General features: G+C 70.3%; 23 protein-coding genes. 3 read left to right on the plus strand and 20 right to left on the minus strand.

Features of this window, described 5'->3' with window-relative positions; genetic code table 11:
- Positions 1-23: 23 nt before the first annotated feature.
- On the minus strand, positions 24-596 hold the full coding sequence (pyrR, locus tag IE263_RS15095) for a bifunctional pyr operon transcriptional regulator/uracil phosphoribosyltransferase PyrR (protein WP_189936509.1): 573 nt from the start codon (positions 594-596) through the stop codon (positions 24-26).
- 252 nt (positions 597-848) lie between these two features.
- On the opposite strand from pyrR, the gene bldD reads away from it, so the two are divergent.
- Entirely contained in the window at positions 849-1,349 is a 501-nt protein-coding gene (bldD, locus tag IE263_RS15100; RefSeq protein WP_030785871.1) for a transcriptional regulator BldD, read from the plus strand.
- Between the two features lie 165 nt (positions 1,350-1,514).
- On the opposite strand, the gene nusB is transcribed toward bldD, so the two are convergent.
- From nusB to IE263_RS15195, 19 genes are all read right to left on the minus strand, one after another.
- A complete protein-coding gene (gene nusB / locus IE263_RS15105; protein WP_189936511.1) occupies positions 1,515-1,949 on the minus strand; it encodes a transcription antitermination factor NusB in 435 nt (144 codons plus the stop codon).
- Between the two features lie 2 nt (positions 1,950-1,951).
- Complete coding sequence (efp, locus tag IE263_RS15110) at positions 1,952-2,518, minus strand: elongation factor P (protein ID WP_133929511.1); 567 nt, start codon at positions 2,516-2,518, stop codon at positions 1,952-1,954.
- A 58-nt stretch (positions 2,519-2,576) separates the two neighbouring features.
- Entirely contained in the window at positions 2,577-3,683 is a 1,107-nt protein-coding gene (locus IE263_RS15115; RefSeq protein ID WP_189936513.1) for an aminopeptidase P family protein, read from the minus strand.
- Between the two features lie 211 nt (positions 3,684-3,894).
- Positions 3,895-4,782, minus strand: a complete 888-nt coding sequence (locus tag IE263_RS15120) for a Pro-rich N-terminal domain-containing protein (RefSeq protein WP_189936515.1) — start codon at positions 4,780-4,782, stop codon at positions 3,895-3,897.
- Positions 4,783-5,034: 252 nt separating this feature from the next.
- Entirely contained in the window at positions 5,035-6,126 is a 1,092-nt protein-coding gene (gene aroB, locus IE263_RS15125; RefSeq protein WP_189936516.1) for a 3-dehydroquinate synthase, read from the minus strand.
- Positions 6,123-6,638, minus strand: coding sequence for a shikimate kinase (locus IE263_RS15130; RefSeq protein ID WP_189936519.1), 516 nt, complete (start codon positions 6,636-6,638; stop codon positions 6,123-6,125). Before IE263_RS15130 ends, aroB begins: the two co-directional genes overlap by 4 nt.
- On the minus strand, positions 6,635-7,819 hold the full coding sequence (gene aroC, locus IE263_RS15135; RefSeq protein WP_189936523.1) for a chorismate synthase: 1,185 nt from the start codon (positions 7,817-7,819) through the stop codon (positions 6,635-6,637). The genes IE263_RS15130 and aroC overlap by 4 nt, the downstream gene beginning before the upstream one ends.
- A gap of 172 nt (positions 7,820-7,991) precedes the next feature.
- A complete protein-coding gene (locus tag IE263_RS15140) occupies positions 7,992-8,441 on the minus strand; it encodes a hypothetical protein (protein WP_189936525.1) in 450 nt (149 codons plus the stop codon).
- Between the two features lie 52 nt (positions 8,442-8,493).
- Complete coding sequence (locus IE263_RS15145; protein ID WP_189936527.1) at positions 8,494-9,345, minus strand: shikimate dehydrogenase; 852 nt, start codon at positions 9,343-9,345, stop codon at positions 8,494-8,496.
- A gap of 4 nt (positions 9,346-9,349) precedes the next feature.
- Positions 9,350-11,047, minus strand: a complete 1,698-nt coding sequence (mltG, locus tag IE263_RS15150) for an endolytic transglycosylase MltG (RefSeq protein WP_189936529.1) — start codon at positions 11,045-11,047, stop codon at positions 9,350-9,352.
- 122 nt (positions 11,048-11,169) lie between these two features.
- Entirely contained in the window at positions 11,170-11,634 is a 465-nt protein-coding gene (gene ruvX / locus IE263_RS15155) for a Holliday junction resolvase RuvX (RefSeq protein ID WP_189936531.1), read from the minus strand.
- The gene (gene alaS / locus IE263_RS15160) at positions 11,634-14,306 is read right to left on the minus strand and encodes an alanine--tRNA ligase (protein ID WP_189936533.1); all 2,673 of its coding nucleotides are present in this window, start codon (positions 14,304-14,306) and stop codon (positions 11,634-11,636) included. Before alaS ends, ruvX begins: the two co-directional genes overlap by 1 nt.
- A complete protein-coding gene (locus IE263_RS15165; protein ID WP_189936536.1) occupies positions 14,306-14,647 on the minus strand; it encodes a hypothetical protein in 342 nt (113 codons plus the stop codon). Before IE263_RS15165 ends, alaS begins: the two co-directional genes overlap by 1 nt.
- A gap of 9 nt (positions 14,648-14,656) precedes the next feature.
- Complete coding sequence (locus IE263_RS15170) at positions 14,657-15,100, minus strand: DUF948 domain-containing protein (RefSeq protein ID WP_189936538.1); 444 nt, start codon at positions 15,098-15,100, stop codon at positions 14,657-14,659.
- Between the two features lie 221 nt (positions 15,101-15,321).
- Positions 15,322-15,936 carry a 30S ribosomal protein S4 gene (gene rpsD / locus IE263_RS15175; protein WP_019758012.1) on the minus strand — a complete coding sequence of 205 codons (615 nt, stop codon included), beginning with the start codon at positions 15,934-15,936 and terminating at the stop codon, positions 15,322-15,324.
- A 305-nt stretch (positions 15,937-16,241) separates the two neighbouring features.
- Positions 16,242-17,597, minus strand: a complete 1,356-nt coding sequence (locus tag IE263_RS15180) for a replication-associated recombination protein A (protein WP_189936539.1) — start codon at positions 17,595-17,597, stop codon at positions 16,242-16,244.
- Between the two features lie 116 nt (positions 17,598-17,713).
- On the minus strand, positions 17,714-18,373 hold the full coding sequence (locus IE263_RS15185; protein WP_189936541.1) for a vitamin K epoxide reductase family protein: 660 nt from the start codon (positions 18,371-18,373) through the stop codon (positions 17,714-17,716).
- 191 nt (positions 18,374-18,564) lie between these two features.
- A complete protein-coding gene (gene hisS / locus IE263_RS15190; protein WP_189936543.1) occupies positions 18,565-19,827 on the minus strand; it encodes a histidine--tRNA ligase in 1,263 nt (420 codons plus the stop codon).
- A 13-nt stretch (positions 19,828-19,840) separates the two neighbouring features.
- Complete coding sequence (locus IE263_RS15195) at positions 19,841-20,548, minus strand: MBL fold metallo-hydrolase (RefSeq protein ID WP_189936545.1); 708 nt, start codon at positions 20,546-20,548, stop codon at positions 19,841-19,843.
- Positions 20,549-20,728: 180 nt separating this feature from the next.
- On the opposite strand from IE263_RS15195, the gene IE263_RS15200 reads away from it, so the two are divergent.
- Both IE263_RS15200 and IE263_RS15205 read left to right on the plus strand, forming a co-directional pair.
- On the plus strand, positions 20,729-21,544 hold the full coding sequence (locus IE263_RS15200) for a peptidylprolyl isomerase (RefSeq protein WP_189936547.1): 816 nt from the start codon (positions 20,729-20,731) through the stop codon (positions 21,542-21,544).
- Between the two features lie 143 nt (positions 21,545-21,687).
- Positions 21,688-22,917 carry a DUF349 domain-containing protein gene (locus IE263_RS15205; protein WP_189936549.1) on the plus strand — a complete coding sequence of 410 codons (1,230 nt, stop codon included), beginning with the start codon at positions 21,688-21,690 and terminating at the stop codon, positions 22,915-22,917.
- The last annotated feature ends 20 nt before the right edge of the window (positions 22,918-22,937 follow it).

Raw genomic sequence — 22,937 nt, forward strand, 5'->3', positions numbered from 1 at the left:
ACGCGTGGGCGTACGCCGGAGCGCTAGTGCTGCGCGCCCGAGGCGGTCTGCTTCACACCAAGCAGCACGGTGTCGCGACCGTCCTCCTCGGCGAGCTGGACCTTGACCGTCTCCCGCAGCGACGTGGGGAGGTTCTTGCCGACGTAGTCGGCCCGGATGGGCAGTTCGCGGTGGCCGCGGTCGACGAGGACCGCGAGCTGCACCGCGCGCGGGCGCCCGATGTCGTTCAGGGCGTCGAGGGCGGCGCGGATGGTGCGGCCGGAGAAGAGCACGTCGTCGACGAGGACGACCAGCTTGCCGTCGATGCCGTCACCGGGGATCTCGGTGCGGGCCAGCGCACGCGGCGGGTGCATGCGCAGGTCGTCGCGGTACATGGTGATGTCGAGGGAGCCGACCGGGATCGTGCGGTCGGTGATCTGCTCGAGCTTGGCGGCGAGCCGTCGGCCGAGAAAGACACCTCGGGTCGGAATGCCGAGGAGTACCACGTCGTCGGCGCCCTTGGCGCGTTCGACGATCTCGTGGGCGATGCGGGTGAGAACCCGCGCGATGTCAGGGCCTTCGAGGACGGGCCTCGCCTCTGACGCTTGCGTGTCCATACGAAACGGACCCCCTTCTCCGCCTCACGGGACGGACCTTAAAGGACGTCGGAATTGCGCCATCCACCGTAGCAGGCCGGGACGACACCCCTGATCACCCCCTCGGCGTAATCAGCCATCGATACCACGGAAGAGTCGGGGTGGACCATTCGGCTTGACGCAGAAGAATCACGCTGCGTAACCTCACAGTGAGTTACCAGCCGCGCGGCATGGACCAGAGCCAGTCGCGTCGACCCAGTGCCGGGGAGCTATATGTCCAGCGAATACGCCAAACAGCTCGGGGCCAAGCTCCGGGCGATCCGCACCCAGCAGGGCCTTTCCCTCCACGGTGTCGAGGAGAAGTCCCAGGGACGCTGGAAGGCGGTCGTGGTCGGTTCGTACGAGCGCGGCGACCGTGCCGTGACCGTGCAGCGCCTCGCGGAGCTGGCCGATTTCTACGGCGTTCCGGTACAGGAGCTCCTGCCCGGCACCACCCCGGGCGGCGCCGCCGAGCCCCCGCCGAAGCTGGTCCTGGACCTGGAGCGGCTGGCCCACGTGCCGGTCGAGAAGGCGGGCCCCCTGCAGCGGTACGCGGCGACGATCCAGTCGCAGCGCGGTGACTACAACGGCAAGGTGCTCTCGATCCGCCAGGACGACCTGCGCACGCTCGCCGTCATCTACGACCAGTCGCCCTCGGTCCTCACCGAGCAGCTGATCAGCTGGGGCGTCCTGGACGCGGACGCGCGTCGCGCCGTCTCCCACGAGGAGAACTGAGCACCGTAGCGTCTCAGCAGAAACGTGCCGCCGGGGTGGCCGGAACTTAACGGTTCCGGCCACCCCGGCGGCGTTCTGCGGGCCTGTGGGGCACCAGGGGCAGGGGAATGCCGGAGGGCCCGCAGCGGGGATGCTGCGGGCCCTCCGGCATTCGGGTCGTACCGCTTACGCCTCGTCCCGGCGCAGCGAGGGCTTGAGCTCCTTGAGGCGGCCGAGGAGGCCGTTGACGAACGAGGGCGACTCGTCCGTGGAGAACTCCTTCGCCAGCTGCACCATCTCGTCGAGGACGACCGCGTCCGGGGTCTCGTCGACCCAGATCAGCTCGTGGGCGCCGAGCCGCAGGATGTTGCGGTCGACGACCGGCATCCGGTCCAGCGTCCAGCCGACCGAGTACTGCGCGATCAGCTCGTCGATACGCTTCGCGTGCTCCGCGTAGCCCTCGACCAGCTGCATCGTGTACTCGCTCACCGGCGGCTGCCGGGTGTCGGCCCGGGAGAGCCGGATCCAGTCCGCGAGGACCGTCAGGACGTCGGTGCCGCGCTGGTCGCCTTCGAAGAGGATCTGGAAGGCGCGCTTGCGGGCCGTGTTGCGGGCGGCCACGGTTAGCTGTTCACCCGGCCGAGGTAGTCGCTCGTGCGGGTGTCGACCTTGATCTTCTCGCCGGTGGTGATGAAGAGAGGAACCTGGATCTGGTGACCGGTCTCCAGGGTGGCGGGCTTGGTGCCGCCGGTGGAGCGGTCGCCCTGGACGCCCGGCTCGGTCTCCTGGATGGTCAGCTCGACGGCGGCCGGGAGCTCGACGAAGAGCACCTCGCCCTCGTGCTGGGCGACGGTGGCCATGAAGCCCTCGATGAGGAAGTTGGCGGCGTCGCCGACGGCCTTCCGGTCGACCATCAGCTGGTCGTAGGTCTCCATGTCCATGAAGACGAAGTACTCGCCGTCCATGTACGAGAACTGCATGTCGCGCTTGTCGACAGTGGCCGTCTCGACCTTGACGCCGGCGTTGAAGGTCTTGTCGACGACCTTGCCGGAGAGCACGTTCTTGAGCTTGGTGCGCACGAAGGCCGGGCCCTTACCGGGCTTGACGTGCTGGAACTCGACGACGGACCAGAGCTGGCCGCCTTCGAGCTTGAGCACCATGCCGTTCTTGAGGTCGTTCGTGGAAGCCACGGTTGCGGAATCTCCTGGACTGACGTGGACGACCCCGGGGCGGGCGCACAGCTCGAAGCTAGAGCGCGAGCAGCTCCTTGGTCGTGATGGTGAGTAGCTCGGGTCCGCCGTCCGCCTCGGGGCGCACGACGAGCGTGTCATCGATCCGGACACCGCCCCGGCCCGGGAGGTGGACCCCCGGTTCGACGGTGACCGGCACGCAAGCGTCCAGTTTACCCATGGCCGCGGGAGCCAACTGCGGGTCCTCGTCGATTTCGAGTCCGACGCCGTGCCCGGTGAGGGGCGGCAGGCTCTCTCCGTAGCCCGCGGAGTCCAGTACCTGGCGTGCGGTGCGGTCCACGTCACGGTAGGCGGCGCCGGGTGCCAGGCTCTCGCGTCCGGCGCGCTGGGCGGCGAAGACGACGTCGTACAGCTCGATCTGCCAGTCCGCCGGGGACGTGCCGATGACGAAGGTGCGGCCGATCTCGCAGCGGTAGCCGCGGTAGTTCGCGCCCAGGCAGACGGAGAGGAAGTCGCCCTCCTCGACCCGCCGGTCGGTGGGCCGGTGTCCGCGCCGGCCGGAGTTCGGGCCGGTGCCGACGGAGGTGGGGAAGGCGGGGCCGTCGGCGCCGTGGTCGACGAGGCGGCGCTCCAGTTCCAGGGCGAGGTGGCGTTCGGTGCGGCCGACGAGGATGGACTCCAGCAGCTCTCCCAGTGCCTGGTCGGCGATCTCGGCGCCGATGCGCAGGCAGGAGATCTCCTCCTCGTCCTTGACCACCCTGAGTTGTTCGACCGCGCCGCCGAGGTCGGCCAGGCGCAGTCGCGGGGCGACCGAGCGGAGGGCGCGGTGGCGGGCCACCGTGAGGTGGTGTTCCTCGACCGCGAGGGATTCGGCGCCCTGACCTGCGAGGATGCCAGTGGCGGCCACGGCGGGGTCGCCTCCGGGGCGGGGCAGGGTGTGCACCGTGAGCTTCTCGTCGGGCCGGCCTTCGGTGGGGCGGTCGTCGAGCGGGCCGGGGCAGACGAGGAGGTCCTCTTGTTTGCCCAGCAGCAGGACGGCGCCGCGCGGGGCGGCGCCCGCGAGGTACCTGACATTGGCGGGGCGAGAGATGAGCGCTGCCGCGTTGCCGGACGCGTTGCAGCGGTCCCTCAGCCGTGTGCGGCGGGTTGCGTACACCTCTGACATGAGTCGAGCGTAGGAGCGGTGGCTGGATTGTGCCGGTTGGGAGCCGCCGAGTGGGGCGAGCGGGGGTTGTGGGGCGGGTGCTGGTTTGTGGGGGTGCGGTTATGTGACGGGTGCGGGTTTGTGGGGGCTGGTCGCGCCAACCCGACGGAGCCGCACATCGGTACGGCCCCGCGCTCCCGGGCAGCTGCCCCTCAGATCTCCTGAACGTCCTCTACCACTTGGGCGGACTCGCGATCGCCCTCGCCAGGACGTCGTCCAGCACCCTCGCCGTCGTCGGGACGTCCAGCTGGGAGTTGTCGATGATCGGGAGGCCGGAGCCGTACCAGCCGGCCATGCGGCCGTGGATGCGGGCGACCTCCTCGTCGGTGAGGCGGCGGTTGCCGGAGCGTTCGGCGTTGCGCTCCAGGACGACCTCGAGGCCGGGGAGGAGCACGACCGGGAGGAGGCCGGGGCCCACATGGCGTTTCCAGCCGCCGAGGCCGACGACCGGGCGGTCGGGGAAGATCGCGTCGTCGAGGATGCAGGAGATGCCGTTGGCCAGGAAGTTGCGCGCGGCGAAGCCGCAGGTGCGGCGGGCCAGGCGGTACTGGGCCTCGGAGTTGTCGTTCCACCCGCGCTGCGGGTCGGCGAAGCCCGAGCGGACCCACTCGCGCACGTCGTCGAGGCTGATGTGGGCCGTGGGCACCCGGCGGTGGTCGGCCCAGAACTTGGCGACGCTGGTCTTGCCGGCGCCCGCGGGGCCGATGAGCAGCACCGCCAGGGTCGTGGCCGTCGGGTCGGGGACGGTCGCGGCGGGGGGTGCGGTGGGCATGGGGACGGGGCCGCCGGGGGGCAGCTGGACGTGCCCGGTGGTGTCGGGGGCCGGGGGGACGGGCGCGTGCTGCGGAGGCTGGGGGTGCGGCACGGGCGGGACCGGGCCCGAGGGAGGCGCACCGGTGAAGCCCGGTGCCGGGTGCGGCGCGGGCACGGGGGCGGTCTGCGGGGGGGTGCTGCCCGGCTGGTGCGGACCCGGGTGTTGTGCGGCCGGTGACCAGCCGACGGCCGGTCCATGCCCCGGCTGGTGGGGCGGCGGCAGCGGTGAACCCACTGCGTGCTGCATCCGGTGCCACTCCGTCTCGTTCTTGGGTTCGGTTCACCTCCGGGGCGCCGCACTGCCAACTGTGCGGCTACCCACCGCGTGGCGGTGTCCCTTCGGCTCCCTCGCCGCAGGCGATTGACGCTGGCAGCGGGGGCGCGGGCCTCCGCTCGCTACTGAACGGTACCGCCCCCGGCTGTCGTTTGGTGAACGGCCGGGGGCGGTCCGAAGTGCCCACTGTGGAAGGCGAATCGGGCGGAAGGGAACCCTGCGGACTTACTCGCCCACTTCGCCGTACGCGGCGAGCAGGACTGCCGGGTCGGGGCCCTCGAGGACGGTGGGCTTGGCCAGACCGTCCAGCACGATGAAGCGCAGGAGGTCGCCGCGGGACTTCTTGTCGACCTTCATGGTCTCCAGCAGCCTGGGCCACTGGTCGTAGCGGTAGTGCAACGGCAGACCCACCGCTTCAAGGATCGTGCGGTGACGGTCGGCCGTGGCATCGTCCAACCGGCCCGCGAGGCGGCCGAGTTCGGCGGCGAAGTGCATGCCGACCGAGACGGCCGCGCCGTGGCGCCACTGGTAGCGCTCGTTCTTCTCGATGGCGTGGGCCAGGGTGTGACCGTAGTTGAGGATCTCCCTGAGGCCCGACTCCTTCAGGTCGGAGGAGACGACCTCCGCCTTGACCTTGATGGAGCGCTCGATCAGCTCGGCGGTGTGCGGACCGGCCGGGGTACGGGCGGCCTCGGGGTCGGCCTCGATGAGGTCGAGGATCACCGGGTCGGCGATGAAGCCGGCCTTGATGATCTCCGCGAGCCCGGAGACGTAGTCGTTGACCGGGAGGGAGTCCAGGGCGGCCAGGTCGCACAGCACACCGGCCGGCGGATGGAAGGCGCCGACGAGGTTCTTGCCCTCGGCGGTGTTGATGCCGGTCTTGCCGCCGACGGCCGCGTCCACCATGGCGAGGACGGTCGTCGGGATGGCGATCCAGCGCACCCCGCGCAGCCAGGTCGCGGCCACGAACCCGGCGAGGTCGGTGGTCGCACCGCCGCCGACGCCCACCACGACGTCCGTGCGGGTGAAGCCGGACTGGCCGAGAGCCTTCCAGCAGTAGGCGGCGACCTCGGCGGTCTTGGCCTCCTCCGCGTTGGGCACCTGGATGGCGACGGCCTCGTAGCCCTGCTCGGCCAGGTCGGCGCGCAACGCGTCGCCGGTCTCGGCGAGCGCCTCCGGGTGGATGACGGCGACCCGCTTGGTCCTGTCGCCGATCAGCCCGCCGAGCTCGCCGAGGAGCTGACGACCGACCAGCACCTCGTACGGCTCGGAGCCCGCGCTGCCGCCGACCCGGATCCGCGTCACTGCCTCACTCATGCTTCTTTCAACTCCAAGGCGTCCAGGCTGGCTTGGGTGACCTCTTCGGGGGTGCGGCCGTCCGTCGGTACGACGACCGTGGCGACCTCCTCGTAGAGGTGCCGCCGCGCCTCCATCAGCTCGCGCCACTGCTTGCGCGGGTTGACCGCGAGCAGCGGCCGGGCCGCGTTGAGGCCGGTGCGCTTGACGGCTTCCTCGACGTCCATGGACAGGTAGACCACGCGCAGCCCGGACAGCAGGGCGCGGGTGTCCGCGTCCAGGATCGAGCCGCCGCCGAGCGCCAGGACACCGTCGTGCTCGGCGAGCGCGCGGCGCACGGCCTGCTTCTCGAGGGCGCGGAAGGCGGACTCGCCCTCCTCGACGAAGATGTCGGCGATCGCACGGCCCTGCTCGGCGACGATGTCGTCGTCGGTGTCCCGGTAGGCGACCTGGAGCCGTTCGGCCAGCTGCTGCCCGACGGTGGACTTGCCGACGCCCATCGGCCCGACCAGGACGACCAGCGGCCCGCTCATCGGATGGGGAGGTTGTCGAGGTACGACCGCACGTTGCGGCGGGTCTCGGCCACGCTGTCGCCGCCGAACTTCTCCGCGACGGCGTCCGCGAGGACCAGGGCGACCATGGCCTCGGCGACGATGCCGGCCGCCGGCACCGCGCACACGTCGGAGCGCTGGTGATGCGCCTGCGTGGCCTCGCCGGTGGCCACGTCCACGGTCTGCAGGGCGCGCGGTACGGTCGCGATCGGCTTCATCGCCGCGCGGACCCGCAGCAGCTCGCCGGTGGTCAGGCCGCCCTCGGTACCGCCGGAGCGGCCGGTGGCCCGCCGGATGCCCTCGGGCGTCTTCACGATCTCGTCGTGCGCCTTCGAGCCCGGCACCCGGGCCAGCTCGAAGCCGTCGCCGATCTCCACGCCCTTGATGGCCTGGATGCCCATGAGGGCGCCGGCCAGCCGGGCGTCCAGCTTCCGGTCCCAGTGCACGTGCGAGCCCAGGCCCACCGGCACGTCGTAGGCCAGCACCTCGACGACGCCACCGAGGGTGTCGCCGTCCTTGTGGGCCTGGTCGATCTCCGCGACCATCGCCTTCGACGCGTCGGCGTCCAGGCAGCGCACCGGGTCGGCGTCCAGCTTCTCGACGTCGGCGGGGGTCGGGTACACGCCGTAGGGCGCCTTCGCCGCAGCCAGCTCCACCACGTGCGAGACGATCTCGATACCGGCCGTCTCCTTGAGGTACGACCGGGCGACGGCGCCGAGCGCGACGCGGGCGGCCGTCTCGCGCGCGGAGGCACGCTCCAGGATCGGGCGGGCCTCGTCGAAGCCGTACTTCTGCATACCGGCGAGGTCGGCGTGACCGGGACGCGGGCGGGTCAGCGGCGCGTTGCGCGCGAGGCCCGCCAGGACCTCGGGGTCGACCGGGTCGGCCGCCATGACCTGCTCCCACTTCGGCCACTCGGTGTTGCCCACCATGACCGCCACCGGGGAACCGAGGGTGAGGCCGTGCCGGACGCCGCCGATGAAGGTGACCTCGTCCCGCTCGAACTTCATCCGCGCACCGCGCCCATAGCCGAGCCGGCGCCTCGCCAGATGGTCCGCCACCATCTCCGTGGTGATCGGCACGCCGGCCGGAAGGCCCTCCAGCGTCGCCACGAGTGCGGGACCGTGGGACTCCCCCGCGGTCAGCCAGCGCAACCTGCTCAACGGTGCTCCTCAGTGCTCGCGCCTGGTACTGCCCTGCGTACGCGCGTCCTCGCGTACGGCAACGACGTGACCGGGTGCGCGACCCAGGCCCGCCACCTACGATCCTCCCACGTCCGCAGCCCGGAACCGGCCGCCGGTCCATCAGGCGGACGGCGGCGGACCGGCGCCGGGTTCACTGCGTGTCGTCCCGCCTCTGCTGCGGGGCGTAGGCACCCAGGAAATCGGCACCGCTCGGCTGAGCCGCCGCCGCGGCCTGCTGCGGCTGAGCCTGCTGGCTCTGCTGCGGCGCGTACGCACCCAGGAAATCGGCACCGCTCGGCTGAGCCGCCGACGCGGCCTGCTGCGGCTGAGCCTGCTGGCTCTGCTGCGGCGCGTACGCACCCAGGTAGTCCGCGCCGCGGCCCTGCCCGTACTGCGCCGCCGCGTGCACGGGCGCGCCGGCCCGCACGGCACGGCGGTGTTCGATCTTGCGCTTCAGCTTCAGGATCCACGAGATGACGACGGCGAGCACGATCAGCGAGAGCACCGTGATCTGCACCCATTCGGGCATGAACCGCAGGACGGCCTCGAAGATCTCGCTCTTGCCGGACGCCAGCGGCACCTCGGCGGACGCGTTGGACATGTACCTGACTCCCCCCACACTGTGCTCCGCCCCCTGCGGATCTCAGCGGATCCTAGCGGGAGGCGAGCGCGTGCTCCCCCGCTTTTCGCATGGCGTCCAGCGGAGCCGGGGAACGGCCGGTCATCTGCTCCACCTGGAGCACCGCCTGGTGCACCAGCAGGTCGAGCCCGCTGACGACGGCGCCGCCGAACATGGACCAGCGCGCGGCCAGCTCGGTCGGCCAGGGCTCGTACAGCACGTCGAAGAGGGTGGCCGGACGCTCCGGCACCGAGGCGGCGAGGGCGTCCGTCGTCCCGGCCGGGGTGGTCGCGACGACCAGCGGGTGGTGCAGCGCCTCGGCCGCGTCCGCCCAGTCCGCCGTACGGACCTCGAGGCCGAGGCGCTCGCCCCAGCCGCGCATCTCGTCGGCGCGGGCCTGGCTGCGCACGTAGACGACGACCTCACCGGTGCAGACCCTGGCCAGGGCGGCCAGCGCGGAGGAGGCGGTGGCGCCGGCGCCCAGGATCGCGGCCGAGTCGACCTCCTCGACACCGTGCTCGCGCAGGGCGGCCACCATGCCGGGAATGTCGGTGTTGTCGCCGACGCGGCGGCCGTCCTCGGTGAACACCAGGGTGTTGACCGCCTCCACGGAGGCCGCCGTCTCACTGATCTCATCGAGCAGCGGAATGACCGCCCGCTTGAGCGGCATGGTCAGCGACAGCCCGGCCCACTCGGCGCCGAGCCCCTCGACGAACCCGGGCAGCGCCGCCTCGTCGACGTCGAAGCGGTCGTACGTCCAGTCCGTGAGCTCCAGCGCCTGGTACGCGGCGCGGTGCAGCACCGGGGACAGGGAGTGGGCGATGGGACTGCCGAGTACCGCCGCCCGGTGACGGTGGACGTGCTCCGTGCTGGCTGTGTCGCTCATTGCCTCAGTTACCGACGCTCTCGTTGAACTTGTCCCTGAGTCTCTCGAATTCCGCATAGGTCTTCGCGAATTCCGTCTTGCTCTCACCGTCGGTCGCGACGAAGTAGATCCAGCCGTCGCTCGTCGGATTCAGCGTGGCCTTCAGGGCATCCGCCCCCGGGTTCCCGATCGGTCCCGGCGGAAGCCCCTTCTGCGTGTACGTGTTGTACGGGTCCTTGTTGCTGTTGATCTCGGACTCGCTGATGTGGATGTTGCTCTCGTTCTTCAGATAGTTGAACGTCGAGTCGAACTGCAGCAACTGGTTGGTCTCGGTGTTCGTCGACTTGAGGCGGTTGTAGACGACCTCCGCCATCTTGCGGTAGTCGTCGTCCGTCTTGCCCTCGGCCTGGACGAGGCTGGCGACCGTGATGACCTGCAGCGGGTTCTCCAGGTCGAGCGCCTCGGCCTTGGCCTTGAGGTCGTACTCGCCGTAGGCCTCGTTGGCCCGCTGCACCATCTCCTTGAGCACCGCCGCGGGCTTCATGCCCTTGGCCGCGGCATAGGTGCCCGGGTAGAGGAAGCCCTCCAGCGGGTCCTTGATGTCGCCGTTGTTGTTCGCCCAACTGGGCAGGCCGAGGGTCTTGTAGTCCTTCTCGGCGACGCCCCTGGTAGTGCCGGAGGAAAGGCCGAGTTTCGCGTCGATCGCCTTGTAGACCTGGATGTTGCGCTGGCCGGGAGTGACCATCACATTGGCCTGGCTCTTCGGGTCGAGCATCATCTCGACGGCGCTCTGCGCGGACATCTCCTTTTTGAGGATGTACGCGCCGGCCTGGATCTGGGCTCCCTCGGGATTGCTCGTGAACGCGGACACGAAGGCGTCGACGCTCTTGACGACGCCCGCCGCCTTGAGCCTGCGGCCGATCTCCGAGCCGTCCGCACCCTTGGGCACCTCGACGTTCACGTTCTCGCTGGTGCCGTCGCCCGCGTAGTCCGGGGGCGCGGCGTAACGATTCTGGTAGAACTGGTAGCCGTAGTAGCCGACGCCGCCGATGCCCCCGCCGAACACCAGGACGACGACCAGGCAGGCGCATCCGTTGCGGCGTTTCTTGCCCTTGTCGCCCTTGCTGCCCTTGCCGCCCCGGCCACGCCGGTCGCCGCGGCCCTCCGGCTCGTCGTCGTCCTCGTCGTCGCCTCCGCCGCCCGCGAAGAAGGCGTGCTCGCCCTGGTCGGGGCCCGGGTCCCAGTCGGGCTGCTGCTGCTCCGCCTCCGGTTCCGGCTCCGGCTCGGGGCGCCGCCGGGCGGGCGGCTCCGGTGGCGGATAGGCGTCCGGGGTGCCGTAGAAGTCGGGCTGCTCGGCACCGTAGGCGGCCGGCTGCTGGCCGTACGGGTCACCGGGGTCGGCGGCGTACGGGACGTGCGCGTGGGTGCCGGTGCCGTCCCAGCCGCCCTCGTGGTACGCCTGCTGCTGGCCCTGGTACTGCTGGTACTGCTGCTGGTCGTAGGACTGCTGGTACTGCTGTGGGTCGTACTGCTGCGCCTGTCCGTTGCCCCAGTCGCCGTATCCCGGCTGCTGCGGCTGCTGCGGGTAGTGGTGCTGCGGCTGGCCGCCGTAGGCAGGCTGTTGGCCGGCGTGGGCCTGCTGCCCTTCCCATCCGCCGTCCCCGTACAACGGGTCCTCCGGATGCCACGGTTCGGAGCCTGGGCTCCGGCCATACTCAGTCATCGATCCCCTAGAGCCGCGAGGCGGCGGTCGCGCGGCTTGTGGGCCCGGCTCCCGTTCCGCCTCTCTTTGTGCGGCAGCTGTTCGAACACCGCCGCATCGCGCGGAACGTTACCGTATCGCGATCAGATGACCACTTCGACGCCCTCTCCCGGTGCTTTACCTGACACCCGTTCGGATTCCAGGGCCTGCTGGAGGATGATCACAGCGGCTGCCTGGTCGATGACCGACCGTCCTTTTTTGGACTTCACGCCCGACGCGCGCAGTCCCTGACTGGCCGTCACGGTCGTCATCCGCTCGTCGACGAGCCGGACCGGAACCGGCGCGATGCCCTGGGCCAGTTCCTGGGCGAACCCGCGGACCTTGACCGCCGCCGGGCCCTCGCCCCCCTTGAGGGAGCGAGGGAGGCCGACGACGACCTCGATCGGCTCGTACTCCTCGACCAGTTGCTTCAACCGTCGGTGAGCTGCGGGGATGTCCCGGCCGGGGACCGTCTCCACCGGAGTGGCGAGGATCCCGTCGGGGTCGCACGAGGCGACCCCGATACGGGCGTCCCCGACGTCGATCGCGAGGCGACGACCGCGGCGCATCACTTGGCCGTTTCCGCCACGAGGCGCTCGACGGCGTCGACGGCCTCGCCGACGGCAGCCGGGTTCTGGCCACCGCCCTGGGCGACGTCGGGCTTGCCGCCACCGCCGCCGCCGAGGGTCTTGGCGGCCGTACGGACGAGTTCGCCGGCCTTGAGACCGCGCTCGCGGGCGGCCTCGTTGGTGGCGATGACCGTCAGCGGCTTGCCGTTCGCCACGGCGAACAGGGCGACCACGGCGGCCCGGCCGCCCTGGATACGTCCGCGCACGTCGAGGACCAGCTTGCGCAGGTCGTCGGCGGTCGTGCCGTCCGGAACCTGACCGGTCACAAGAGCAATGCCTCGGACGTCCTTGGCGGACTCGGCGAGACCGGCGGCGGCCTGGAGGACCTTCTCGGCGCGGAACTTCTCGATCTCCTTCTCGGCGTCCTTCAGCTTGCCGAGCATGGCCGAAACCTTCTCCGGGAGCTCCTCCGGGCGGCCCTTGATCAGCTCCTGGAGCTGGGCGACGACCGTGTGCTCACGGGCCAGGAAGTTGTAGGCGTCGACGCCGACCAGGGCCTCGATACGGCGCACACCCGAACCGATCGACGACTCGCCGAGCAGCTTCACCAGACCCAGCTGGGCGGTGTTGTGGACGTGCGTGCCGCCGCACAGCTCCTTGGAGAAGTCGCCGATGGTCACGACACGGACGCGCTCGCCGTACTTCTCGCCGAACTCGGCGATGGCGCCCTGCTTCTTAGCCTCGTCGATGCCCATGACGTCGGCCCGGACGTCGAGGTCACGGGCGAGCACCTCGTTGATCTTCTGCTCGACGTCGGTCATCACGGCCGTGGGCACGGCGGACGGCGAACCGAAGTCGAAACGGAAGCGGCCGGGCTGGTTCTCGGAACCGGCCTGGGCGGCCGTCGGGCCGAGGGCGTCACGCAGGGCCTGGTGGGTGAGGTGCGTGGCCGAGTGGGCGCGCGCGATGGCCGTGCGGCGGCGCGAGTCGATCGAGGCGTGGGCCGTGGCGCCGACGGTGACCTCGCCGACCTGGACGACGCCCTTGTGGACATACACGCCCGGCACCGGCTTCTGGCAGTCGCGGACCTCGATCACGGCACCGGTGTCCACCTTGATGCGGCCGGTGTCGCCGATCTGGCCGCCGCCCTCGGCGTAGAACGGCGTGCGGTCGAGGACGATCTCGACCTCGTCGCCCTCGGTGGCGGCAGGCGAGGACACGCCGTCGACGAGGATGCCGACGATCGTGGACTCGCCCTCCGTGTCCGTGTAGCCGATGAAGTCGGTCTCGCCGGCCTTGTCGGCGATCTCGCGGTAGGCGCCGGCACCGGCGTGGCCGGTCTTCTTGGCCTGGGCGTCGGCCTTGGCGCGCTCCCGCTGCTCCTTCATCAGGCGGCGGAAGCCCTCCTCGTCCACGGACAGCCCCTGCTCGGCGGCCATCTCCAGGGTGAGGTCGATCGGGAAGCCCCAGGTGTCGTGGAGCAGGAAGGCCTTGTCGCCGGGCAGGACGGTGGAGCCGGCGGCCTTGGTCTCGCTGACGGCGCCGTCCAGGACGTTCGTACCGGCGTTGAGGGTCTTGAGGAAGCGGGCTTCCTCGGCGAGGGCGACGTTCTCGATGCGCTCGCGGTCGGTGACCAGCTCCGGGTACTGCCGGCCCATCATCCCGATGACGGTGTCGATCAGGTCCTTGACGACCGGGCCGGTGGCGCCGAGCAGCCGCATGTTGCGGATGGCGCGGCGCATGATGCGGCGCAGGACGTAGCCACGGCCCTCGTTGCCGGGGGTCACGCCGTCGCCGATGAGCATCACCGAGGTGCGCATGTGGTCGGTGACCACGCGCAGGGAGACGTCCGAGTCGTGGGCGTCGCCGTAAGCGACGCCGGTCAGCTCGGTGGCCTTCTTGATGACGGCCATGGAGGTGTCGATCTCGTACATGTTCTGCACGCCCTGCAGAATCATGGCGAGGCGCTCCAGGCCGAGGCCCGTGTCGATGTTCTTGCTCGGCAGGTCGCCGAGGATCTCGAAGCTCTCCTTGCCGGTGCCCTCGCCACGCTCGTACTGCATGAAGACGAGGTTCCAGATCTCCACGTACCGCTCGTCGTTGACGGCGGGGCCGCCCTCGACGCCGAACTCGGGGCCGCGGTCGTAGTTGATCTCGGAGCAGGGGCCGCAGGGGCCGGGGACGCCCATGGACCAGAAGTTGTCCTTCATGCCCAGGCGCTGGATGCGCTCCTTGGGCACGCCGACGACCTCGTGCCAGATCTGCTCGGCCTCGTCGTCGTCCTTGTAGACGGTGATCCACAGGCGCTCGGGGTCGAGGCCGTAACCGCCCTTGTCCTGGGGGCTGGTGAGCAGCTCCCAGGCGAGCTTGATGGCGCCTTCCTTGAAGTAGTCACCGAAGGAGAAGTTGCCGCACATCTGGAAGAACGTGCCGTGCCTCGTGGTCTTGCCGACCTCTTCGATGTCGGGCGTGCGCACGCACTTCTGCACGCTCGTGGCGCGGGGGAAGGGCGGCTTGACCTCGCCCAGGAAGTAGGGCTTGAAGGGCACCATGCCGGCCGGGACGAGGAGCAGAGTCGGGTCGTCCGCGATGAGCGACGCCGAAGGGACGACGGTGTGCCCGCGCTCCTCGAAGAAGCTCAGCCAGCGGCGGCGGATCTCAGCCGACTCCATCAGTGGTCCTCATTCCGGTCGTTCGAGTACGTCGTCTCGATGTACTTCGGGTTGGTGCGGTTCTCGATGGCGGCGTACCGCCGGGGTGTGGGGAGTTCGGGGTCCGCGTGGATCCCCAGTGCCTCCTCCAGTTCGGCCTCCCGCTGGGCCATGTTGTCGCGGACGTCGAGCGCGAAGCCCACCGCGCGGTCCTTGAGGCGCGCTCCCGTCTCGAGCGCCTTGTTGGCGGCGGTCGCCGCGAGGCTCTCGGGGGTCAGCTGCTTCAGCTTGCGGTTGACCTTGGTGGTGGCCCACACACCGGCGGCGACGCCCGTGGTGAACCAGAACGTACGACGGAACATCGCTGGGTCTCAGTCCCTCTTTCCACGGGGATTCCGCTTGCCCCACCGCGAGGCCGGTACGGTCCGGCCCACGATGACGGTGCGCCGTGCCTTGGCGGGCACGTCGTCCTTGCGGCCGCCGAGGGCCCGGCGGACGCCGTAGCCGAAGGCCGCGACCTTCACCAGGGGGCCGCCGAAGGTGGAGGCGACCGTGGTGGACAGCGCGGAGGCGTTCGACGTGACCTCCTGGACGTCGGAGGCGATCGCGTCGACCCGGTCGATCTGGGTCTGCGCCGAGCGCACCGCCGAGGAGGCGTCGGCCAGCAGTGGGACGGCCTGGTCGGTCACGTCCGCGACCAACTTGGTGGTCGCCCTGAGCGTCTGGGCCAGCCTCGCCAGCGCGACGGCGAGGAAGGAGACCAGGATCGCCCAGAACACGGCCACCAGGATGCCGGCCACCTCTCCACCGGACACTGCGCACCCGCTCCCTGAAACGTGCCTCTGTATCGGTCTACGTCGAAAAAGTCGTGCACCGAGCCTATCGCGCCGGGGGCAGCGCTCCGAACCGGATTTGCCGGTGCGGACAGCCGGGTTGCCGCCGTGCCCCCGGACATGCGTGAACCCGCCGCCCCGCCCGCCCGGAGGGGCGAGGGGACGGCGGGTTCACACGCAGTGGTCCTACGGCCGCCGAGGGATCAGCGGGCGTAGTACTCGACGACGAGCTGCTCGTCGCAGATCACCGGGATCTCCTTGCGGTTCGGCTCGCGGTCCAGGCGGAACGCCAGGGCCTTGAGGTTCACCTGGAGGTAGCGCGGGGTCTCGCCGTCGGGGGCGAAGCCGCCCTCACGGGCGATCGAGAAGAGGGTCTTCTCGCGGCTGCGCTCGCGGACCATCACGACGTCGTCGGGCTTGACGCGGAAGGACGGCTTGTCGACCTTCTGGCCGTTGACCTCGATGTGGCCGTGGACGACCATCTGACGGGCCTGGTAGATCGTGCGGGCGATGCCCGAACGCAGGACCAGGGCGTCGAGACGACGCTCGAGCTCGATGATCAGGGCCTCACCGGTCTTGCCCTGAACCTTGGAGGCACGCTCGTAGGCGCGGACGAGCTGGCGCTCGGACACGTCGTACTGCGCGCGCAGACGCTGCTTCTCGAGCAGACGGACCTTGTAGTCCGAGTTCTGCTTGCGGCCACGGCCGTGCTCACCCGGCGGGTAGGGGCGGGCCTCGAAGTACTTGACGGCCTTCGGGGTCAGCGCGATACCGAGGGCACGCGACTTCTTGACCTTGGGGCGGGACTGGTTCGCCACTGTCTTTAGTCTCTTTCCTAGTTTCCGGCTTGTCAGAGTTGAGGGAGGTCGCATCCGCAGCCGGGGAATCCCGCCGGGTCCGTTACCGGACCTGGAGGGCAGCCGCTCCCCTGGTCTGGGCACATACGTGCAGCACGCGAGTGGCCCACCAACCGTCCCGGGACTCCGGGTGGTGGTGGGCTGCCCGCGACACCGTTCGACGGTGCGCGACGCTCCTGGAGCCAGTCCCTGAGAACTGGATCTCCGGCCGACTGTCCCGTTCTGACTGCACGGGACTCAGCACTTCCGTCGAGTCTACAGGGTGCTCAGGACCGCCTGCGACCGAGGTGCTTGCGGGTCCACTCCACGGCGTCCGCGTACCGCGCCTCGGCGCCGTGCCGGGTCGGCGTGTAGTACTCGCGCTCCTTGATGGCGTCCGGCGCGTACTGCTGCGCGGCGATCCCCTCGGGCAGGTCGTGCGGATACACGTACCCCTGTGCGTGGCCCAGCTTGGCCGCGCCCTTGTAGTGCCCGTCCCGCAGATGCGGCGGCACGGGCCCGGCCAGTCCCTTGCGTACGTCGTCCAGCGCGGCCCCTATCGCGGTCGTCGCGGAGTTCGACTTCGGTGCCAGCGCGAGGGCGATGGTGGCGTGGCTGAGGGTGAGAGCGGCCTCGGGGAAGCCGATCATGGCGACGGCCTGGGCGGCGGCAACCGCGACGGGGAGGGCGTGGGGGTCGGCGAGGCCGATGTCCTCGCTGGCGGAGATCATCAGGCGGCGTGCGATGAAGCGGGGGTCCTCGCCGGCCTCGATCATGCGGGCCAGGTAGTGCAGGGCGGCGTCGACGTCGGAGCCGCGGATGGACTTGATGAGGGCGCTGGCGACGTCGTAGTGCTGGTCGCCGTCGCGGTCGTACTTCACGGCGGCCCGGTCGACCGTCTCCTCCAGCGTCGACAGGGCGATCTCCGTCTCGTCCTTGTCGAGCGCGGCGCCTGCGGCGGCCTCCAGGGCGGTCAGGGCACGGCGGGCGTCGCCGCCGGCGATGCGCAGGAGGTGGGCCTCGGTGTCCTCGGGGAGGGTGACGGCGTCCTTGAGGCCGCGCTCGTCGGCGAGGGCGCGCCGGATGAGACCGCGCAGGTCGTCGTCGGTGAGCGGTTCGAGGGTCAGCAGCAGCGAGCGGGACAGCAGGGGCGAGATCACCGAGAAGTACGGGTTCTCGGTGGTCGCCGCGATCAGTGTCACCCAGCGGTTCTCGACGGCCGGGAGGAGGGAGTCCTGCTGGGCCTTGCTGAAGCGGTGGATCTCGTCGAGGAAGAGGACGGTCTCCTTGCCGAAACCGCCGGTGGCGCGGCGGGCGCCGTCGATGACCGCGCGGACCTCCTTGACACCGGCGGTGATCGCGGACAGCTCGACGAAGCGCTTGTTGGTGGCCTTCGAGACCACGTATGCCAGGGTCGTCTTGCCGGTGCCGGGCGGGCCCCAGAGGATCACCGAGGAGGGGCCGGCCGGGCCCTTGGCACCCTCGCCGACCAGGCGGCGCAGGGGTGACCCCGGCTTGAGCAGGTGCTGCTGGCCCACGACCTCGTCGAGGGTGCGCGGGCGCATCCGGACCGCCAGGGGGCTGCCGGCGGGGTCCTTCTCCTGGCGTTCTTCTGCTGCGGCGGTGAACAGGTCGGGCTCCACGCTGAAACCCTACTGGGGGTCTGGGGCCCGCGGCGGAGCCGCTTGTGTCACAGCCAGAAAGCGCAGCACCGCACTGACCATCCGGCCCGGGCCGTCGGCGGCCCGGAATCCGGCTGTCAGCTGGTCCAGAACTCCCACCAGCGGGTCAGGATCAGCATGCCGATGATGCCGATGTGCAGCACGGGCATGACCCAGGTGAACTCGCCGAAGAAGCTCTTCAGCCAGCCCGGGGCGGGCAGGAAGCCGTTGCGGATGTTGAACGAGGTCACGTACCAGAACATGATGATCGTCGCGACCCAGGCCAGGCAGCACCACAGGCACAGGGCGTTGATCCGGTACAGGGACTGGAACGTCAGCCAGGCGCAGAAGCTGACCCCGAAGAGCGTGCCGGCGTTGAAGGTGAGCCAGTACCAGCGGGGGAAGCGGGCCCGGGCGAGCAGGCTCATACCGACGCCGATGACGATGCCGTAGGTGACGAGGCCGAGCATCGGGTTGGGGAAGCCGAAGGCCGAGGCCTGGTCGCTCTCCATGACGCTGCCGCAGGAGACGACAGGGTTCAGGCTGCACCCCGGGGTGAAGGTCTTGCCCTCGACCTTGGCCTCGAGCAGCTTGAACTTGTCGATCGTGATGACCCACGCGGCGAGCAGACCGGCCGCGCCGGTGATCACCAGCAGCAGCGCGAACGCCCGGCTGCCGCCCGCCGTCCCCGGCGCGTCCGCCTCGGCGCGCTCCGGCTCGGACTTGGTGGAGACGTCTTTGACTGTCGTCTTGCTCATCACGCCGATTCCGTCTTGAGACCTGGACCATCTTCGGGCACGGGCCATTGTGCCGCACACGCGCGCGTGCGCACCGTTCGCTCCACATAAGGATGAACCCGCGACGCCCGCCAGGCGCTCGGTTCCGGACAGCGGCCCCGTACAACGAAGGCGCCGGATGCCCTGGGGCAACCGGCGCCCACGCGCGCGTGCTAGCCGAGCCGCGACTCCAGCTCCGCCACGATCTCGTTGACGCCGACCGCCGTCTGCTCTCCGGACTCCATGTCCTTGAGCTGGACGACGCCCTCGGCGAGGTCGCGCTCACCGGCGACGATCGTGTAGCGGGCGCCGCTGCGGTTGGCGTTCTTCATGGCGCCCTTGAGGCCCCTGGACCCGTAGGAGAAGTCGGCGGCGACGCCGAGCTTGCGCAGTTCGGTGACCTTGGCGAAGAGGACGCGACGGGCCTCCTCGCCGAGCGGGACGGCGAACACGCTGGTCGCCGCGGGGAGTTCGAGCTCCACGCCCTCGGCCTCCAGCGCCAGGACCGTGCGGTCGACGCCGAGGGCCCAGCCCACCGACGGCAGCGCGGGGCCGCCGATCATCTCGGACAGACCGTCGTAGCGGCCGCCGCCGCCCACCGCGGACTGCGAGCCCAGACCGTCGTGGACGAACTCGAAGGTCGTCCGCGTGTAGTAGTCCAGGCCGCGGACCAGCTTCGGGTCGTCCTCGAAGGCGACGCCCGCCGCGGTGATCAGCTCGCGGACCTCCTCGTGGTACGCCTTGCAGGCGTCGCAGAGGTAGTCACGCAGGAGGGGGGCGCCCCCCAACTGCTTCTGCACCGACTCGCGCTTGTCGTCCAGGACGCGCAGCGGGTTGATCTCGGACCGGCGGAGGGTGTCCTCGTCCAGGTCCAGGCCGCGCAGGAAGTCCTGCAGGGCCGCGCGGTACACCGGACGGCACTCCTTGTCGCCCAGGCTGTTCAGGAGGATGCGGAAGTTCCTCAAGCCCAGCGAGCGGTACGCCTGATCGGCCAGGATGATCAGCTCGGCGTCCAGCGCCGGGTCCTCGGCGCCGATCGCCTCGGCGCCCACCTGGGAGAAGTGGCGGTAACGGCCCTTCTGGGGGCGCTCGTAGCGGTAGTACGAGCCGGAGTACCAGAGCTTGACCGGGAGGTTGCCCGCCTTGTGCAGGTTGGCCTCCAGGGCCGCGCGCAGGACGGACGCGGTGCCCTCGGGACGCAGGGCCAGCTTGGTGCCGCCCTTGGTCTCGAAGGCGTACATCTCCTTGGTCACGATGTCGGTCGACTCGCCGACACCGCGCGCGAACAGCTCGACGCTCTCGAAGCCGGGGGTCTCGATGTAGCCGTAGCCGGAGTTGCGCAGGGGCGCGGCGATCGCCTCGCGGACGGCGAGGTACTTGGCGGAGTCGGGCGGCAGAAGGTCGTACGTGCCCTTGGGGGCATTGAAGGTGCTCACGGGAAGTCTCTCGTCACATTCCTCGTCGGGGAGCAGGCTGAGCTCCCTGGCCGGCGGCCACCTGCCGCAGATACGGGTTGGTGGCGCGCTCCTGGCCGATGGTCGTCTGGGGGCCGTGGCCGGACAGCACCACGGTCGAGTCGTCGAGCGGCAGGCACACGCGGGCCAGCGAGTCGAGCATCTCGGCCATGTCACCGCCGGGCATGTCGGTGCGTCCGATGGAGCCGGCGAACAGCAGGTCGCCCGAGAAGAAGACGGACGGAATGTCCGCGGACTCGGGCAGCCGGAAGGTCACCGACCCCTTGGTATGGCCCGGCGCGTGCGCGACGGAGAACTCCAGACCCGCCAGGGACAACTCGGTGCCGTCGGTCAGCGCGCGGACGTCGTCCGGCTCCCCCACGGTGAGCTCGCCCATCAGCGGCATCCCGATGGACCGGCCGAGCGCCTTCTCGGGGTCGCTCATCATGTACCGGTCCTCGGGGTGGATCCAGGCCGGTACGTCGTGCGCGCCGCACACCGGGACGACCGAGGCCACATGATCGAGGTGGCCGTGGGTGAGGACGACGGCGACGGGCTTGAGCCGATGCTTCTTCAGTGCTTCCTCGACTCCGGGGGCCGCCTGGTGGCCCGGGTCGATGATCACGCACTCCTCACCGGCGGCGGGGGCGACGAGATAACAGTTCGTCCCCCAGGCCCCGGCGGGGAACCCGGCAATGAGCACGATCGTCCTTCGTTTGTATCGGTACGGGAGGGCTTGCGAGCGGCTACGCCCGTCGTCAGAGACTACCGGCGCTGCCGTTTCCTCAGCGAACCCATATACGGTACGGGGCACACGCAGGCGGTCGGCTCACAGGACGCACGCGTACCGGTGGACATACGAGACGCATGAGGAGAGAACCCGGTGGTCACCCAGGAACAGCGCAAGCGTCAGCTCGCCCGGGAGAAGTTCTTGCGGCAGCAGCAGCGCCGCACGGCCGCGCGGCGCAAGGCGCGCGTGCGCAACTCGGTGATCGCGTCGGTGCTCGGCGTGATTCTGGTGGGCAGCCTGACCCTCTACACCACGGGCGCCCTCAAGGACGACGACAAGTCGAACGCGAGCTCCGAGTCGTCGCCTGCCGCCACGCCCAGCGCGGCCAAGGACCCGTGCGAGAAGGCCGCCGCGGGCTCGGTCAAGACGGCGACCTGGAAGAAGGAGCCGGCGATGACGATCGAGAAGTCGGCGAAGTACACCATGAAGCTCGCGACCACCTGCGGTGACATAGACGTCGCGCTGAAGACGTCGGCGGCGCCGCACACGGTGAACTCGTTCAACTTCCTTGCGAGCAAGGGCTACTTCGACCACACCAAGTGCCACCGGCTCACCACCAACGGCATCTACGTGCTGCAGTGCGGCGACCCGACGGGCAGCGGCAGCGGCGGACCGGGCTACACCATCCCGGACGAGAACCTGAAGGACACGAGCCTCAAGGACAACGTCTACCCGGCGGGCACGGTCGCGATGGCCAACACCGGTCAGGCGCACACCGGCGGCAGCCAGTTCTTCCTCGTCTACCAGGACAGCTCGCTCCCGCCCAGCTACACACCGTTCGGTACGGTGTCGGCCGAGGGCATGGCCGTGCTGAAGAAGATCGCCGCCGCGGGCGAGAGCACGGGCGCCGGTGACGGCGCTCCGAACGCGACGGTCGTGATCAACAAGGCGACGGTCACCAAGTCCTGACGGCAGGGCGGCCAACAGCGCAATTTCGGTCGCGCTGGATGCGGACAGGCGCCCCGCCGGTCGCCTATGTTGGCCGTGACGAAACTGTGGACGATGCCCGGGGGCGCCGAAGCCCCACGCAGGCATCATGTGGAGGAGGCGCTGTGAGCAGCGACCCGTGGGGCCGCGTCGACGAGACGGGGACCGTGTACGTGCGTACGGCCGACGGCGAGCAGGTCGTCGGTTCCTGGCAGGCCGGCTCTCCTGAGGAGGCGCTGGCCTACTTCGAGCGCAAGTACGAGGGCCTGGTTGTCGAGATCGGCCTCCTCGAGAAGCGAGTCCAGACCACCGACCTGTCGGCGAAGGACGCCCAGGTCGCCATCGACCACCTGCGCGAGCAGGTGGACGCGCACCACGCGGTCGGCGACCTGGACGCGCTGCGGGCCCGGCTGGACAAGCTGGTGGCGACCGTCGAGGCGCGCCGCGAGGAGCGCAAGCAGCAGCGCGCCAAGCAGTCCGACGAGGCCCGCAAGGCCAAGGAGGACCTGGTCACGGAGGCGGAGCAGCTGGCGCAGTCCGACCAGTGGCGGGCGGCCGGTGAGCGGCTGCGCGCCCTGGTGGACACCTGGAAGGGCCTGCCGCGCCTCGACCGCAAGTCGGACGACGAGCTGTGGCACCGGTTCTCGCATGCGCGCTCGGCGTTCTCCAAGCGCCGCAAGGCGCACTTCGCGCAGCTGGACGCGCAGCGCGAGGAGGCCCGCAGGACGAAGGAGCGGCTGGTCGCCGAGGCCGAGGCGCTGTCGGGGTCGACGGACTGGGGTCCGACGGCCGCGCGCTACCGCGAGCTGATGGCGGAGTGGAAGGCCGCGGGCCGGGCCCAGCGCGAGCACGAGGACGACCTGTGGAACCGCTTCCGCGGCGCCCAGGACGTCTTCTTCGCCGCCCGCAGCTCGGTCTTCGCCGAGCGCGACGCCGAGCAGGCGGAGAACCTGAAGCTGAAGGAGGAGCTGGCCGAGGAGGCCGAGAAGCTGCTGCCGATCGAGGATCTGAAGGCGTCGCGTGCCGCGTTCCGTTCGATCAATGAGCGCTGGGAGGCCATCGGCCATGTGCCGCGGGACGCCCGGCCGAAGGTCGAGGGCCGGATGCACGCCGTGGAGCGGGCGATCCAGGAGGCCGAGGAGGCCGAGTGGCGCCGGACCAACCCGGAGGCCCGCGCGCGTGCCGAGGGTCTGACCGGTCAGCTCCAGGCTGCCGTGGACAAGCTGAAGGGCCAGATCGAGCAGGCGCGGGCCCAGGGCAACACCGCCAAGGCCGACAAGCTGGAGCGGGAGCTGGAGGGCCGCCAGGCGCTGCTGGACCAGGCGCTGAAGGGTCTGCAGGAGTTCGGCGGCTGAGCCCTGTCGAGGCCGTGACG

The organism is Streptomyces aurantiogriseus (assembly GCF_014649375.1).
In the GTDB taxonomy this organism is placed as follows: Bacteria; Actinomycetota; Actinomycetes; order Streptomycetales; family Streptomycetaceae; genus Streptomyces; species Streptomyces aurantiogriseus.